The sequence below is a fragment of the Pseudomonas danubii genome (assembly GCF_042980055.1).
Classification (GTDB): Bacteria; Pseudomonadota; Gammaproteobacteria; order Pseudomonadales; family Pseudomonadaceae; genus Aquipseudomonas; species Aquipseudomonas danubii.
Window position 1 is genome coordinate 438,046 of record NZ_CP116502.1, and the last position, 12,312, is coordinate 450,357.

The following is a 12,312-nucleotide window of genomic DNA, read 5'->3' on the forward strand; positions in this document are numbered from 1 at the left end:
GACCGGCTTTTATTCGGAGGGCACGTATTCTACAACTTCCAGGTCGAAACCGGATATCGCATTAAACTTCATCGGCGCACTCATCAGGCGCATTTTACGTACGCCCAGGTCGCGAAGGATCTGCGAACCGGCACCGACGATGCTGTATGTGGTGGGTTTCTTCACCGGCTGGTGTTCCGCTGTTTCACGGATGTGCGCCAGCAGTACATCGCCATCCAGCGGGTGACCCAGCAACAGCACCACGCCACTGCCGGCCTCGGCCACTTTGACCATGGCCGCGCGCAGGCTCCAGCGGCCCGGCTGCTTGACCATCAGCAAGTCGCGCAGCGGGTCCATGTTATGCACGCGCACCAGGGTCGGCTCTTCAGCACAGATATCGCCCAGGGTCAGGGCCATGTGCACGTCGCCTTCCACCGAATCACGATAGGTCACCAGATTGAACTGGCCCAATTCGCTGTCCAGGGGCTGCTCGGCAATCCGCTGAACGGTACGTTCGTGGATCATCCGATAGTGAATCAGGTCGGCGATGGTGCCGATCTTGATGTTGTGTTCAGCGGCGAAGGCTTCCAGTTCGGTACGACGGGACATGGTGCCGTCGTCGTTCATCACTTCGCAGATCACCCCGCTTGGCTCGAAACCGGCCATGCGCGCCAGGTCGCAGGCGGCTTCGGTGTGGCCGGCACGGGCCAGGGTACCGCCGGGTTGGGCCATCAGCGGGAAGATGTGACCCGGGCTGACGATGTCCTCGGCCTTGGCGTCCTTGGCCGCTGCCGCTTGTACGGTACGCGCACGGTCAGCGGCGGAGATGCCGGTGGTCACGCCTTCGGTGGCCTCGATGGAGACGGTGAACTTGGTGCCGAAGCCGGAACCGTTACGCGGCGCCATCAGCGGCAGCTTGAGTAGTTCGCAGCGCTCGCGGCTCATGGGCATACAGATCAGGCCACGGGCGTGCTTGGCCATGAAGTTGATGTGCTCGGCCTTGCAGCACTCGGCGGCCATGATCAGGTCGCCTTCGTTCTCGCGGTCTTCGTCATCCATGAGGATGACCATCTTGCCTTGGCGGATGTCTTCAACCAGTTCTTCGATGCTGTTGAGCGCCACGCGGCACCCCCTTGGGTCAGGATTTGAGATAGCCGTTAGCGGCCAGAAAACTTTCGGTAATGGTGCCGCCGGTGTTGGCTTCAGCCGCCTTGTCACCCAACAGCAGGCGTTCCAGGTAGCGCGCCAGCAGGTCGACCTCGAGGTTGACCTGACGACCCGGCCGGTAGTCGGCCATGATGGTTTCCGCCAGGGTGTGGGGCACGATGGTCAGCTCGAACTCGGCGCCATTGACCGCGTTGACCGTCAGGCTGGTGCCGTCGACGGTGATCGAGCCTTTATGGGCGATGTACTTGGCCAGTTCTTTCGGTGCGCGGATGCGGAACTGAATGGCCCGGGCATTTTCTTCCCGCGCCACCACTTCGCCGACACCGTCGACGTGACCGCTGACCAGGTGACCGCCCAGGCGAGTGGTCGGGGTCAGGGCTTTCTCCAGGTTGACCCGGCTGCCGGCTTTCAACTGATGGAAGGCCGTGCAATCGAGGGTCTCGCGGCTGACATCGGCCCAGAAACCATCGCCAGGCAGCTCAACCGCAGTCAGGCAGACGCCGTTCACCGCGATGCTGTCGCCCAGTTTGACGTCGGCCAGATCAAGCTTGCCGGTTTCTACATAGACCCGCACATCTCCGCCTTTTGGGGTCAATGCGCGAATGCTGCCGATGGATTCGATGATGCCGGTGAACATGGAGTCCTCCTCGAGAACAGGGCCGCCGGGTAGGCGAAAGTCGGGAATTATACGCTCGCTGGCGGGGCCGGGATGGCAGTGACTCGCCAGTCATCGCCCACCGCACGCATTTCAATGATCTTGAGCAACGGTGCCTCGCTCATCTGCGCCAGCGGCCAGTCCAGCAACGGCCGCGCCGAGGATCCGAGGAACTTGCCGGCGACGAAGATCTGGTACTCGTCCACCAGACCCTGCTGGGCAAAGGCTCCCGCCAGCCGCGGGCCGGCTTCCACCAGCACTTCATTGACGCCACGGGCGGCCAGCTCCAACAGCAAGCGATGCAGGTCGACCTGGCCATCGGGGCCGGGAACGATCAGGCACTCCGGGCCGTTGGCATATTGCTCTTCCACGGCCGCACAGGTGGCCACCAACACCGGTCCGGCCTTGAAGAACGGCGCGTCGAGAGGCACCCGCAAACGACCATCGATCAACACCCGCAGCGGTGGGCGACTCATGGCCAGGGCAGTCTGCTCAGGGTCCAGGCCCAGCTCAGCGGCGCGGACGGTCAGCCGGGCGTCATCCGCCAGCACTGTGTCGGCACCGGTCAGCACCACCGAAGATTCGGCCCGCAGACGCTGCACCGCAGAACGAGCGGCAGGCCCGGTAATCCATTGGCTCTCGCCACTGGCCATGGCAGTGCGACCGTCGAGACTCATCGCCAGCTTGACCCGCACATAAGGCAGGCCGTGCTCCATGCGTTTCAGGAAACCCTTGTTGATTGCACGGGCCTCGGCTTCCAGTACACCGCTGTGGGTGTCGATGCCGGCCTGGGCCAGACGCTGCAAACCGCGACCGGCCACTTCCGGGTTCGGGTCCTGCATCGCCGCAACCACCCGCGCCACCCCGGCATTGACCAGGGCATCGGCGCAAGGCGGTGTGCGGCCGTGATGGCTGCAAGGCTCGAGAGTCACATAGGCCGTGGCGCCACGGGCCAGTTCCCCGGCGGCACGCAGGGCATGGACTTCAGCGTGGGGTTCACCGGCACGCACATGCCAGCCTTCGCCTACCACCTGGCCGTCGCGAACGATGACACAGCCGACGCGGGGGTTGGGATGGGTGGAATACCGGCCCTTGCGCGCCAGTTCCAGGGCACGGGCCATGTAGTGCGCGTCGAGTACCGCTTGCTCCGGGGACAGGCTCATTGCTTGGCCGGCTCGCGGGCGAGACGGTCGATCTCTTCGCGGAATTCGTTGAGATCCTGGAAACGTCGATAGACCGAAGCGAAACGGATATAGGCGACTTCATCGAGCTTCTGCAGCTCGGTCATCACCAGTTCACCCACGACCAGGGATTTGACTTCGCGCTCGCCAGTGGCCCGCAGCTTGTGCTTGATGTGCACCAGCGCCGCCTCCAGACGCTCGACACTGACCGGGCGTTTTTCCAGGGCGCGCTGCATACCGGCGCGCAGTTTTTCTTCGTCGAAGGGCTGACGGCTGCCGTCAGTCTTGATCAGGCGCGGCATCACCAGTTCGGCGGTTTCGAAGGTGGTGAAACGTTCACCACAGGCCAGGCATTCACGCCGGCGGCGCACCTGTTCGCCCTCGGCGACCAGACGCGAGTCGATGACCTTGGTGTCGTTGGCACCGCAGAAGGGACAGTGCATGGTGGCAGGCAACAAAAAAAGGGAGGGCCATGGTAGCGCATCCCACTGGCAAGACAAGCCATAGCCTTTACGGTATACAGACCGACTATTATGTTTCGCACATGGACATTCGCCTTGTTGGAGCTTCAGATGCCGCTCAGACCGCTCGTTTTGCTCAGTCTCGTCAGCCTGCTGGTCGCTTGCAGCAGCGATGCCCCGAAACCTGCGGCCCCCTCTTCTTCACAGCAACAGACCACGCAAAAAAATCAGGAACCTGCCGATCTTGGGCCATTGCCAGCCTACCAGCGCGAACTGAGCGGTACCCTCGACGGGGTGCCGGCCGGCGCCAACGTCGAGCTGGCGCTGCTGGTGATCGATGAGCGCGGCCGTCCGCAACGCTTGCTGGCCAGCAACAACTTGACCGGCACCAACCAGGCCCTGCCCTTTCGCCTGCGTTTCGCTCCCGACGCCTTCCCCGCCGGCGCCCGGGTCGAACTGCGCGGCCGCGCCAGCCAATCCGGCCAGTTGATCCTGCACCTGCCGGCGGTGCGCATCGACCAACCCACCACCCAGGCCCTGGGACCACTGCAATTCGTCAAAGCCCCATGAAGGTACCGCTCGACCTGCAAGACGCCCTAAGCGAGCTGCTGGGTGATGCGCAACTGGTGGCCTGCGAGCTGCCCGACACGCGCCTGAAACTCTGGCTGATCGACGCCCAGAACATGGACCGCGCCTTCACCCCGGAAGAAACCCGACGCATTCTCCATGAACCGCCTTACTGGAGTTTCTGCTGGGCCAGCGGCCTGGCCCTGGCCCGTTACCTGGCCGAACACCCGCACTGGGTGCAAGGCAAGCGGGTGCTGGACTTCGGTGCCGGTTCCGGGGTGGCGGCGATTGCCGCGGCCAAGGCCGGCGCCCTGGAAGTGGTGGCCTGCGACCTCGATCCACTGGCCATCGCCGCCTGCCGGGCCAACGCCGCACTCAACGACGTCGAACTGAGCTATTCAACGGACTTTTTCGCCGAGGCTGATCGCTTCGACCTGATCCTGGTGGCGGACGTGCTCTATGACCGAGCCAACCTGCCGCTGCTGGATGAATTCCTCAGCCGCGGCCGCGAAGCCCTGGTGGCGGATTCCCGGGTCAGGGACTTCCAGCACCCGCTGTATCAGCGCCTGGAAATGCTCAACGCCCTGACTCTGCCTGACCTGGCCGAGCCTTGGGAGTTTCGCAATGTGAGCCTGTATCACGCGCAGCGGCCATTCACCGGCGACCCGGCTGCCACGGGCAATAGCGATCTACTTCGCGCAACTTTATAGTGGTTCCATTCCCGCTTATTCGAGATACCCCATGAGTCAGGACACGCCGTATATCTTCGACGCCCGCACCGCTGATTTCGACCAGTCGGTGATCGAGAACTCCTTCCACAAACCAGTCCTGGTGGACTTCTGGGCAGAATGGTGCGCGCCCTGCAAGGCGCTGATGCCGATGCTGCAACAGATCGCCGAGAGCTATCAGGGCGAGTTGCTGCTGGCCAAGGTCAACTGCGATATCGAGCAGGACATCGTCGCCCGCTTCGGCATCCGCAGCCTGCCCACTGTGGTGCTGTTCAAGGACGGTCAACCGGTGGACGGCTTTGCCGGCGCACAACCGGAGTCCGCAGTACGGGCCATGCTCGAACCCCATGTGCAGATGCCGCCCCCCCCGGCCGCCGACCCGCTGGAGCAGGCCGAAGCCTTGTTCAACGACGCTCGTATCGGCGACGCCGAGGCCCTCCTCAAAGTGCTGCTGGGGGAAGACAACAGCAACGCCAAGGCCCTGATTCTCTACGCCCGGTGCCTGGCCGAGCGCGGCGAACTGGGCGAAGCCCAGACCGTGCTCGACGCGGTCAAGAGCGATGAACACAAGGCTGCCCTGGCCGGTGCCAAGGCGCAGATCACCTTCCTCAAGCAAGCGGCGGATCTGCCGGATGCCGCCGACCTCAAGGCGCGCCTGGCCAAGGACCCGCTGGATGACGAGGCAACGTACCAGCTGTCGATCCAGCAACTGGCCCGCCAGCAATACGAAGCAGCGCTGGAAGCCTTGCTCAAACTCTTCATGCGCAACCGCAGCTACAACGAAGGCATTGCCCACAAGACCCTGCTGCAAGTTTTCGACCTGTTGGGCAACGATCACCCGCTAGTGACCGCGTATCGCCGCAAACTGTTCGCCGCGCTGTACTGAGCCGGAGGTGCCGGCTCATGCAACTGGCTTGTGTAGGAGCTGGCTTGCCAGCGAAAGGGTTCTGACAGACAGAACCCATTGGCCAGCAAGCTGGCTCCTACAGGATCATTGCACCCAGCTGTAGAGCGGCGTATCGGCGCCGCTGATCACCTTGACCTCGGCGCAGTGGCGCAAGCGCACCAGCAAACGCTTGCCCGCCGCCGCGCTGCCGGTCAGCCCCTGCAACTGCTCCAGCAACTCGGGCCCGCTGATCTGGCCCGCCTTGCGCAACAGATCCTTGGCGGTCTGCCACAACGCATCGTCCTGACTGGCCGGCCGGGTGGCTACCGCGACACTTTCAGGCTTGGCCGCCTGCAACTGCGCGCCCAGTTGCGCCCAATCGCCTTCGTCCAGTTCCAGGGTCAAATCCACCGGCCAATCGCCGATGCTTCCACGAATCCGCAACATCGCTGTGCTCCCACATTTTTCTGACGAGCATGCTCCCACGCGTCTTGCGCAACGCCAAGCGGGCGGTCAAACTCTGCGGCCAATTGTTATAAGATCACATAACATTTATTTCATCTTCGCCCTGGAGACTTGCTATGCGCCGTCTGCTACTCGCCCTGCCCTTCGCCCTGTTGCCGCTGGCCGTTGCCCAGGCCGCGCAAGCCCATGATCACGAGCATGAACACGGCAGCCTCGGCGCCCACGAACACGGCGTGGCCCGTTTGAACGCAGTGCTCGACGGCCAGGCCCTGGAGCTGGAACTGGAAAGCCCGGCGATGAACCTGGTGGGTTTCGAACACGCCCCCAGCACCGACGCCGACAAGGCCAAGGTCGCTGCCGCCCGCACTCAACTGGAACAGCCCCTGGTGCTGTTCAGCCTGCCCAAGGCCGCCGCCTGCACAGTGGCCAAACAGGAACTGGAGAGCCCGCTGTTCGGCGACAAGCCCGATGCCGATGCCCACGATGACGATGACAAGGACGCGGCAGGTCATGAACATCACCACGAACACAGCGAGATCCACGCTCACTACCAGTTCACCTGCGCCAAGCCGGACGCCCTGAAGAACCTCGACCTGGGACAAGTCTTCAAGACCTTCCCCGCCACCCAGAAAATTCAGGTACAACTGATTTCGCCAAACGGCCAGCAAGGTGTCGAAGCCACCGCCAAGGCTGCCACCCTGAAGTTCTAAGCGCTGCGCCTGTAGCCGCGGCTCCAGCAGCGGCTACACCACTCACTGCATGATCGGCCCAACATGACCCAAGCACTTATCGAACTGTCCGACCTGGGCTTCAGCTGGCCCGGCCACCCTCAGTTGCTGGACATCCCGAGTTTCCGCCTGGAAGCCGGCGAAACACTGTTCCTCAAGGGCCCCAGCGGCAGCGGCAAGACCACGCTGCTGGGCTTGCTGGGCGGGGTGCAGAAACCCAACCAGGGCAGCATCCGCCTGCTGGGCCAGGAGCTGACCGAGCTGGCCGCCGGAGCACGTGATCGCTTTCGCGTCGATCACACCGGCTACATCTTCCAGCAGTTCAACCTGCTGCCGTTTCTCTCGGTGCGCGAGAACGTCGAACTGCCCTGCCACTTCTCCAAACTGCGGGCCAGCCGCGCCATTCAGCGCCACGGCAGCGTCGATCAGGCGGCTGCCACTTTGCTGGCCCATCTGGGTCTGAAGGACCCCGACCTGCTCGGCCGTCGTGCCGACTCGCTGTCCATCGGTCAACAGCAACGGGTCGCCGCCGCCAGGGCCTTGATCGGCCAGCCAGAGCTGGTGATCGCCGACGAACCCACCTCGGCGCTGGACTACGACGCCCGGGAAGCCTTCATCCAACTGCTCTTCGCCGAGTGCCGCGAGGCTGGAGCCAGCCTGCTGTTCGTCAGCCATGACCAGAGCCTGGCGCCGCTGTTTGATCGCAACCTGTCGCTGGCCGAACTCAATCGCGCCGCCACGCCCGCAGAGGTCTGAGATGTATCTGTTCCGTCTAGCCATGGCCAGCCTGGCTAACCGTCGCTTCACCGCGATCCTCACCGCCTTCGCCATTGCTCTCTCGGTCTGCCTGCTGCTGGCGGTGGAACGGGTCCGCACCGAAGCCCGGGCCAGTTTCGCCAGCACCATCAGCGGCACCGACCTGATCGTCGGCGCCCGCTCCGGCTCGGTGAACCTGCTGTTGTACTCGGTGTTTCGCATCGGCAACGCCACCAACAACATCCGCTGGGACAGCTTCGAGCACTTCGCCAACAACCCAAAGGTGAAGTGGGCGATCCCGATTTCGCTGGGCGACTCCCATCGTGGCTACCGGGTCATGGGCACCACCGAGGCCTACTTCCAGCACTACCAGTACGGTCATCAGCAGAGCCTGAAACTGGCCGTGGGCCGGGCTTTCGCCAGTGATCCTTTCGAGGTGGTACTGGGGGCCGAAGTCGCCGATGCCCTGCACTACAAACTTGGCGACAAGCTGGTGCTGGCCCACGGCGTGGCGGCCATCAGCCTGATCAAGCATGACGACAAGCCCTTCACCGTGGTGGGTATCCTCAAGCGCACCGGTACTCCGGTGGACCGCACGCTGCACATCAGCCTGGGCGGTATGGAGGCGATCCACATCGACTGGCACAACGGCGTGCCGGCCCGTGGCGACGGTCGTATTACTGCCGATCAAGCGCGCAACTTGGACCTGACGCCCCAGGCGATCACCGCCTTCATGCTTGGCCTCAACAGCAAGATTTCGACCTTCGCCCTGCAGCGTGAGATCAATGAATTTCGCGGCGAGCCGATGCTGGCGATCCTGCCCGGCGTGGCCCTGCAGGAACTCTGGAGCCTGATGGGCACCGCCGAGAAAGCCTTGTTCGTGGTGTCGCTGTTCGTGGTTCTTACCGGCCTGATCGGCATGCTCACGGCGATCCTCACCAGCCTCAACGAGCGCCGTCGGGAGATGGCCATCCTGCGCTCGGTCGGCGCCCGTCCCTGGCATATTGCAACCCTGCTGGTACTGGAGGCGTTCGCCCTGGCACTGTTCGGGGTCCTGGCCGGCCTGGGCCTGCTGTACCTGGGCATCGCCCTGGCCCAGGGCTACGTGCAATCGAACTATGGCCTGTACCTGCCGCTGTCCTGGCCCAGCCAGTATGAGTGGACGTTGCTGGGCGGTATCCTGATCGCCGCGCTGCTGATGGGCAGCGTGCCGGCCTGGCGCGCCTACCGGCAATCCCTGGCCGATGGCCTGTCGATTCGTTTATGAGCACCGCTTTATGAAAGCCCAACGCCTGCTGCGCCCCCTGCTTGCCCTGTCGCTGCTGATCGCCACGCCGTTGTGGGCGGCCGGAGCACCGAAGGATCTGACCTGGTCGGAAATGATTCCGCCGGACGCGCCGCCGGAAGTGCCGAACATGCAGCCGCTGCACGACCTGTCGCAGATGAGCGATGCACTGGCCGCCGAATCGGCCCCCGCCGCCAAGCAGGACCTGCCCAATGCGCCGGTGGTGAAGAGCCTGGACGGCCAGACGGTGCGCCTGCCCGGCTATATAGTGCCCCTGGAAGTAAACGAGGAAGGCCGCACCACGGAATTTCTCCTGGTGCCCTACTTCGGCGCCTGCATCCACGTGCCACCACCGCCGTCGAACCAGATCGTCCACGTCACCAGCGAGCTCGGGGTAAAGCTCGACGAGCTGTATCAGCCTTACTGGATCGAGGGCGCCATGCAGGTCAAACCCTCTACCAGCGAGCTGGCGGACGCCGGCTACCAGATGGCGGCGCAGAAGATCTATGTCTATGAGTTGCAGGAGTGAGTGCAGCAGCGGTGCCGGCTCGGACAGGGTCCGGGCACTTGGCCAAAAGAGTGCAGAACAAAAGAATAGTTCAGCCCTGCCACCGGGGTTCGCCATTTCATTGAGCTGAGTCAAGGCAGTCAACTTGACGATCCTTACCATTGGACATAGCCAATTTGAATCGTCCTTTGGAGCTCCCATGCACAAGTCTCTGCTTAGCGCTTCCCTGATCGCGCTCGCACTCGCCGCCCCGATTGCCAACGCCCATGAAGCTGGCGATATCCTGATCCGCGCCGGTGCCATTACCGTCAATCCAAAAGCCAACAGCTCCGACGTCAAGGTCGACAGCGGCCCGTTGGCCGGCGCCAACCTGGGCGGCAAGGCGACCATGAGCAGCGACACTCAGCTGGGTCTGAACTTCGCCTACATGGTGACCAATAACGTCGGTATCGAACTGCTGGCCGCCACCCCGTTCGAACACGATGTGAAGATCAAGGACACCTCGCTGGCCGCCGCCAACGGCAAGCTCGGTACCCTCAAGCACCTGCCGCCGACCCTGAGCGTTGTGTACTACCCGCTGGATAGCAAATCGGCGTTCCAACCCTACGTCGGTGCCGGTATCAACTACACCTGGATCTACGACGAGCACGTCGGCAGCCGCGCCCAGGCCGCAGGTTTCGACAATTTCCGCGCCAAGAACTCCTGGGGCCTGGCCTGGCAGGTCGGTGCCGACTACATGCTGACCGACAAGATCATGGTCAACGCCCAGGTGCGCTACATCGATATCGATACCCGTGCGTATGTGGATAACAACGCCCTGGCCGCCGGCACCCGCGCCAAGGTCAATGTCGACGTTGATCCTTGGGTCTACATGGTGGGTCTGGGCTACAAGTTCTAAGCCCGCCGACAATGAAAAAAGGCGCCTCGAAAGGCGCCTTTTTCATGCCTGCACTTTCCCTCAGCGCCCCATCAGGCGGGCGAGGCCGACACTCATCGGAGTCGGCTCGGGAAACGTGAAACGCTGCAGCAGACGCTGGTTGCTGGCGCGGGAATGACGGATGTCACCGGCCCGGGCCGGACCGTAGCTGATGGCAGGCAATTCGCCGACCACCTCGGCCAGGGCCGCAAGCATCTGCTTGAGGGTGGTGGCCTGATTCAGGCCGACGTTGACCGCCCCCACTTCCAGCTGCGGTGCCTCGATGGCCTGCACCAGCACCTGCACCAGATCACCGACGTAAACAAAGTCCCGAGTCTGCTCGCCATCGCCGAACACGGTGATGGGCAGCCCCTGTTGGGCCCGCTCGCTGAAGATGCTGATGACCCCGGAATAGGGCGAGGACGGGTCCTGACGCGGGCCAAAGATATTGAAGAAGCGGAAGATCGCCGGTTCCAGGCCATGCTGGCGCCGATAGAAATCAAAATAATGCTCGCTGGCCAGCTTGTCCGACGCATAAGGGGTCAGCGGCGCCTTGGCCGTGTCCTCATCAATGGACTGGCCTTCGCCGTTGTTGCCATAGACCGCCGCGCTGGAGGCGAACAACACCCGCTTGACGCCGCACTGGCGCATGGCCTCGCAGACATTCAGGGTGCCGATGAAATTGCTCTGATGAGTCTGCACCGGATCGTCCACCGAGGCCTGTACCGAGGCCCCTGCCGCCAGATGCGCCACGGCGCAACAGCCTTGCATGGCACGGCTCACCAGCCCCGCGTCGGCGACGTCGCCCTCGATCAGTTCTACCCGCGGGTCGTCCAGCGGCAGGTTGCTCGGTTTGCCGGTGGACAAGTCGTCCAGCACCCGCACCGAGTAGCCCTTGGCGAGTAGGGCGTCGGTCAAGTGCGAACCAATGAAACCGGCGCCGCCGGTGATCAATACAGGGCCATCAGCCATGACGATAAAACCTATCCAGTAAGGCCGGGAGCGCGGCACGCCAGGCGCGCGGCTTGATCCCGAAGGTATGAAGAATCTTCTTGCAGGCCAGCACCGCGTGCTGCGGTTCTTCGGCAGCATCGCCACAGGCGGCATGGGCCTGGGCAGTAGGGGCCTCGATGGCCAGCGGGTGCAGTTGCCGTGCTTCTGTCAGGACCGCCTGGCCCAGAGCCAGGGGCGTGGTCGCTTCCTGACCGGCATAGTGATAGGTGCCCCACAGCGGCGCGGCACAATCGAGCTGCTTGAGCACCGAGATGATCACCCGCGCGGCGTCGTCCACCGGGGTCGGATTGCCCCGACGGTCGTCCGCCATCAACAGTTCTTCCGGGGATTCGGCCCGAGCCAGGAAACGCCCGAGAATGCCGTCGGAGCTGTCGTCCAGCAACCAGCCGAAACGCAGCAAGACGTGCTGCGGACAGGTGGCACGAACGCTCTGCTCGATCCGCCACAGTGCCTGACCGCGCAGCCCCAAGGGCACCGGCTCGTCTTTCTCGCTGTAGGCGGTGGCCCGGGAACCGTCGAACACTCGATAGCTCGAAGGCTGCGCAAGAATGATGTTGTGATGCTGGCAAAGCTCCGCCAGCCGTTCGACCGCGCGCTCCTGAGCACTCAGGCGTGCCTCGCTCACCGTCTCCGCCTGAAACCAGTCGAAGTAGTAAGCCAGGTTGATCAAGGCATCCGGGCGGGTGTCGTCGAGCAGTTGCGTGAGGCTCGCGGCATCCCAACCGTCTTGCGGCGGACGGGGGGCGAGGAAACCGATGTCCTCCTCCGCACCCAGGCGAATCAGCGCCTGCCCAAGGGCATTTCCGCCGCCCAGTAACATAAGGCGCATTCGCATAGAGTCAGCAGGCCCAGTCTGTTCAGAACGATGGTTTGGATCGGCCAGTCCCGTGGGTTTGACCGTCGAGAATTGCCGGAATCGTTGCATTTTGCGGGTTTGTGGCGCAAGCGTCACTGAGAAAGTGTCGGTGCGACCTTGTGCCCTCAGCGCCGACTGCGGCGCCAGCTGCACAGCACGC

General features: G+C 63.5%; 15 protein-coding genes. 8 read left to right on the forward strand and 7 right to left on the reverse strand.

Annotation, left to right across the window (positions count from 1 at the left end):
- Nucleotides 1-9: 9 nt before the first annotated feature.
- Genes ribBA through nrdR form a run of 4 tightly spaced genes read right to left on the reverse strand, consistent with a single transcriptional unit; the run spans nucleotide 10 to nucleotide 3,425 of the window.
- Nucleotides 10-1,101, reverse strand: a complete 1,092-nt coding sequence (gene ribBA / locus PFZ56_RS02090) for a bifunctional 3,4-dihydroxy-2-butanone-4-phosphate synthase/GTP cyclohydrolase II (RefSeq protein WP_102882377.1) — start codon at nucleotides 1,099-1,101, stop codon at nucleotides 10-12.
- A gap of 16 nt (nucleotides 1,102-1,117) precedes the next feature.
- Nucleotides 1,118-1,783 (reverse strand): riboflavin synthase, encoded by a 666-nt coding sequence (locus PFZ56_RS02095; protein WP_170002162.1) that lies wholly within the window; start codon nucleotides 1,781-1,783, stop codon nucleotides 1,118-1,120.
- A 47-nt stretch (nucleotides 1,784-1,830) separates the two neighbouring features.
- Nucleotides 1,831-2,964, reverse strand: a complete 1,134-nt coding sequence (gene ribD, locus PFZ56_RS02100) for a bifunctional diaminohydroxyphosphoribosylaminopyrimidine deaminase/5-amino-6-(5-phosphoribosylamino)uracil reductase RibD (protein ID WP_102882378.1) — start codon at nucleotides 2,962-2,964, stop codon at nucleotides 1,831-1,833.
- Nucleotides 2,961-3,425 carry a transcriptional regulator NrdR gene (nrdR, locus tag PFZ56_RS02105; protein WP_019095943.1) on the reverse strand — a complete coding sequence of 155 codons (465 nt, stop codon included), beginning with the start codon at nucleotides 3,423-3,425 and terminating at the stop codon, nucleotides 2,961-2,963. The genes ribD and nrdR overlap by 4 nt, the downstream gene beginning before the upstream one ends.
- A gap of 129 nt (nucleotides 3,426-3,554) precedes the next feature.
- On the opposite strand from nrdR, the gene PFZ56_RS02110 reads away from it, so the two are divergent.
- Genes PFZ56_RS02110 through trxA form a run of 3 tightly spaced genes read left to right on the forward strand, consistent with a single transcriptional unit; the run spans nucleotide 3,555 to nucleotide 5,624 of the window.
- On the forward strand, nucleotides 3,555-4,013 hold the full coding sequence (locus tag PFZ56_RS02110; RefSeq protein ID WP_102865287.1) for a hypothetical protein: 459 nt from the start codon (nucleotides 3,555-3,557) through the stop codon (nucleotides 4,011-4,013).
- Complete coding sequence (locus PFZ56_RS02115) at nucleotides 4,010-4,720, forward strand: methyltransferase (RefSeq protein WP_115581033.1); 711 nt, start codon at nucleotides 4,010-4,012, stop codon at nucleotides 4,718-4,720. The genes PFZ56_RS02110 and PFZ56_RS02115 overlap by 4 nt, the downstream gene beginning before the upstream one ends.
- Before the next feature lie 31 nt (nucleotides 4,721-4,751).
- A complete protein-coding gene (trxA, locus tag PFZ56_RS02120; RefSeq protein WP_102882380.1) occupies nucleotides 4,752-5,624 on the forward strand; it encodes a thioredoxin in 873 nt (290 codons plus the stop codon).
- 105 nt (nucleotides 5,625-5,729) lie between these two features.
- On the opposite strand, the gene PFZ56_RS02125 is transcribed toward trxA, so the two are convergent.
- Nucleotides 5,730-6,071 carry a hypothetical protein gene (locus tag PFZ56_RS02125; RefSeq protein ID WP_102882381.1) on the reverse strand — a complete coding sequence of 114 codons (342 nt, stop codon included), beginning with the start codon at nucleotides 6,069-6,071 and terminating at the stop codon, nucleotides 5,730-5,732.
- A 134-nt stretch (nucleotides 6,072-6,205) separates the two neighbouring features.
- On the opposite strand from PFZ56_RS02125, the gene PFZ56_RS02130 reads away from it, so the two are divergent.
- From PFZ56_RS02130 to PFZ56_RS02150, 5 genes are all read left to right on the forward strand, one after another.
- Nucleotides 6,206-6,799 (forward strand): DUF2796 domain-containing protein, encoded by a 594-nt coding sequence (locus tag PFZ56_RS02130; protein WP_102882382.1) that lies wholly within the window; start codon nucleotides 6,206-6,208, stop codon nucleotides 6,797-6,799.
- Nucleotides 6,800-6,862: 63 nt separating this feature from the next.
- Nucleotides 6,863-7,573, forward strand: coding sequence for an ABC transporter ATP-binding protein (locus PFZ56_RS02135; RefSeq protein ID WP_110596268.1), 711 nt, complete (start codon nucleotides 6,863-6,865; stop codon nucleotides 7,571-7,573).
- 1 nt (nucleotide 7,574) lies between these two features.
- Nucleotides 7,575-8,840 (forward strand): ABC transporter permease, encoded by a 1,266-nt coding sequence (locus PFZ56_RS02140; RefSeq protein WP_170002164.1) that lies wholly within the window; start codon nucleotides 7,575-7,577, stop codon nucleotides 8,838-8,840.
- A gap of 25 nt (nucleotides 8,841-8,865) precedes the next feature.
- Entirely contained in the window at nucleotides 8,866-9,387 is a 522-nt protein-coding gene (locus PFZ56_RS02145; RefSeq protein WP_102865508.1) for a DUF3299 domain-containing protein, read from the forward strand.
- A gap of 178 nt (nucleotides 9,388-9,565) precedes the next feature.
- On the forward strand, nucleotides 9,566-10,264 hold the full coding sequence (locus PFZ56_RS02150; protein WP_041120027.1) for an OmpW family protein: 699 nt from the start codon (nucleotides 9,566-9,568) through the stop codon (nucleotides 10,262-10,264).
- Between the two features lie 60 nt (nucleotides 10,265-10,324).
- On the opposite strand, the gene PFZ56_RS02155 is transcribed toward PFZ56_RS02150, so the two are convergent.
- Nucleotides 10,325-11,254 carry an NAD-dependent epimerase/dehydratase family protein gene (locus tag PFZ56_RS02155; RefSeq protein ID WP_170002166.1) on the reverse strand — a complete coding sequence of 310 codons (930 nt, stop codon included), beginning with the start codon at nucleotides 11,252-11,254 and terminating at the stop codon, nucleotides 10,325-10,327.
- Complete coding sequence (locus tag PFZ56_RS02160; protein WP_102865279.1) at nucleotides 11,247-12,131, reverse strand: sugar nucleotide-binding protein; 885 nt, start codon at nucleotides 12,129-12,131, stop codon at nucleotides 11,247-11,249. The genes PFZ56_RS02155 and PFZ56_RS02160 overlap by 8 nt, the downstream gene beginning before the upstream one ends.
- Between the last annotated feature and the right edge of the window lie 181 nt (nucleotides 12,132-12,312).

What these genes read in the sequence shown, in the direction of transcription:
- nrdR (WP_019095943.1), bottom strand. Translation starts at nt 3,425, where the DNA reads ATGCACTGTCCCTTCTGCGGTGCCAACGACACCAAGGTCATCGACTCG.
- PFZ56_RS02155 (WP_170002166.1), bottom strand. Translation starts at nt 11,254, where the DNA reads ATGGCTGATGGCCCTGTATTGATCACCGGCGGCGCCGGTTTCATTGGT.
- PFZ56_RS02140 (WP_170002164.1), top strand. Translation starts at nt 7,575, where the DNA reads ATGTATCTGTTCCGTCTAGCCATGGCCAGCCTGGCTAACCGTCGCTTC.
- PFZ56_RS02130 (WP_102882382.1), top strand. Translation starts at nt 6,206, where the DNA reads ATGCGCCGTCTGCTACTCGCCCTGCCCTTCGCCCTGTTGCCGCTGGCC.
- PFZ56_RS02095 (WP_170002162.1), bottom strand. Translation starts at nt 1,783, where the DNA reads ATGTTCACCGGCATCATCGAATCCATCGGCAGCATTCGCGCATTGACC.
- PFZ56_RS02110 (WP_102865287.1), top strand. Translation starts at nt 3,555, where the DNA reads ATGCCGCTCAGACCGCTCGTTTTGCTCAGTCTCGTCAGCCTGCTGGTC.
- PFZ56_RS02115 (WP_115581033.1), top strand. Translation starts at nt 4,010, where the DNA reads ATGAAGGTACCGCTCGACCTGCAAGACGCCCTAAGCGAGCTGCTGGGT.
- PFZ56_RS02150 (WP_041120027.1), top strand. Translation starts at nt 9,566, where the DNA reads ATGCACAAGTCTCTGCTTAGCGCTTCCCTGATCGCGCTCGCACTCGCC.
- PFZ56_RS02160 (WP_102865279.1), bottom strand. Translation starts at nt 12,131, where the DNA reads ATGCGAATGCGCCTTATGTTACTGGGCGGCGGAAATGCCCTTGGGCAG.
- PFZ56_RS02135 (WP_110596268.1), top strand. Translation starts at nt 6,863, where the DNA reads ATGACCCAAGCACTTATCGAACTGTCCGACCTGGGCTTCAGCTGGCCC.
- PFZ56_RS02125 (WP_102882381.1), bottom strand. Translation starts at nt 6,071, where the DNA reads ATGTTGCGGATTCGTGGAAGCATCGGCGATTGGCCGGTGGATTTGACC.
- trxA (WP_102882380.1), top strand. Translation starts at nt 4,752, where the DNA reads ATGAGTCAGGACACGCCGTATATCTTCGACGCCCGCACCGCTGATTTC.
- ribD (WP_102882378.1), bottom strand. Translation starts at nt 2,964, where the DNA reads ATGAGCCTGTCCCCGGAGCAAGCGGTACTCGACGCGCACTACATGGCC.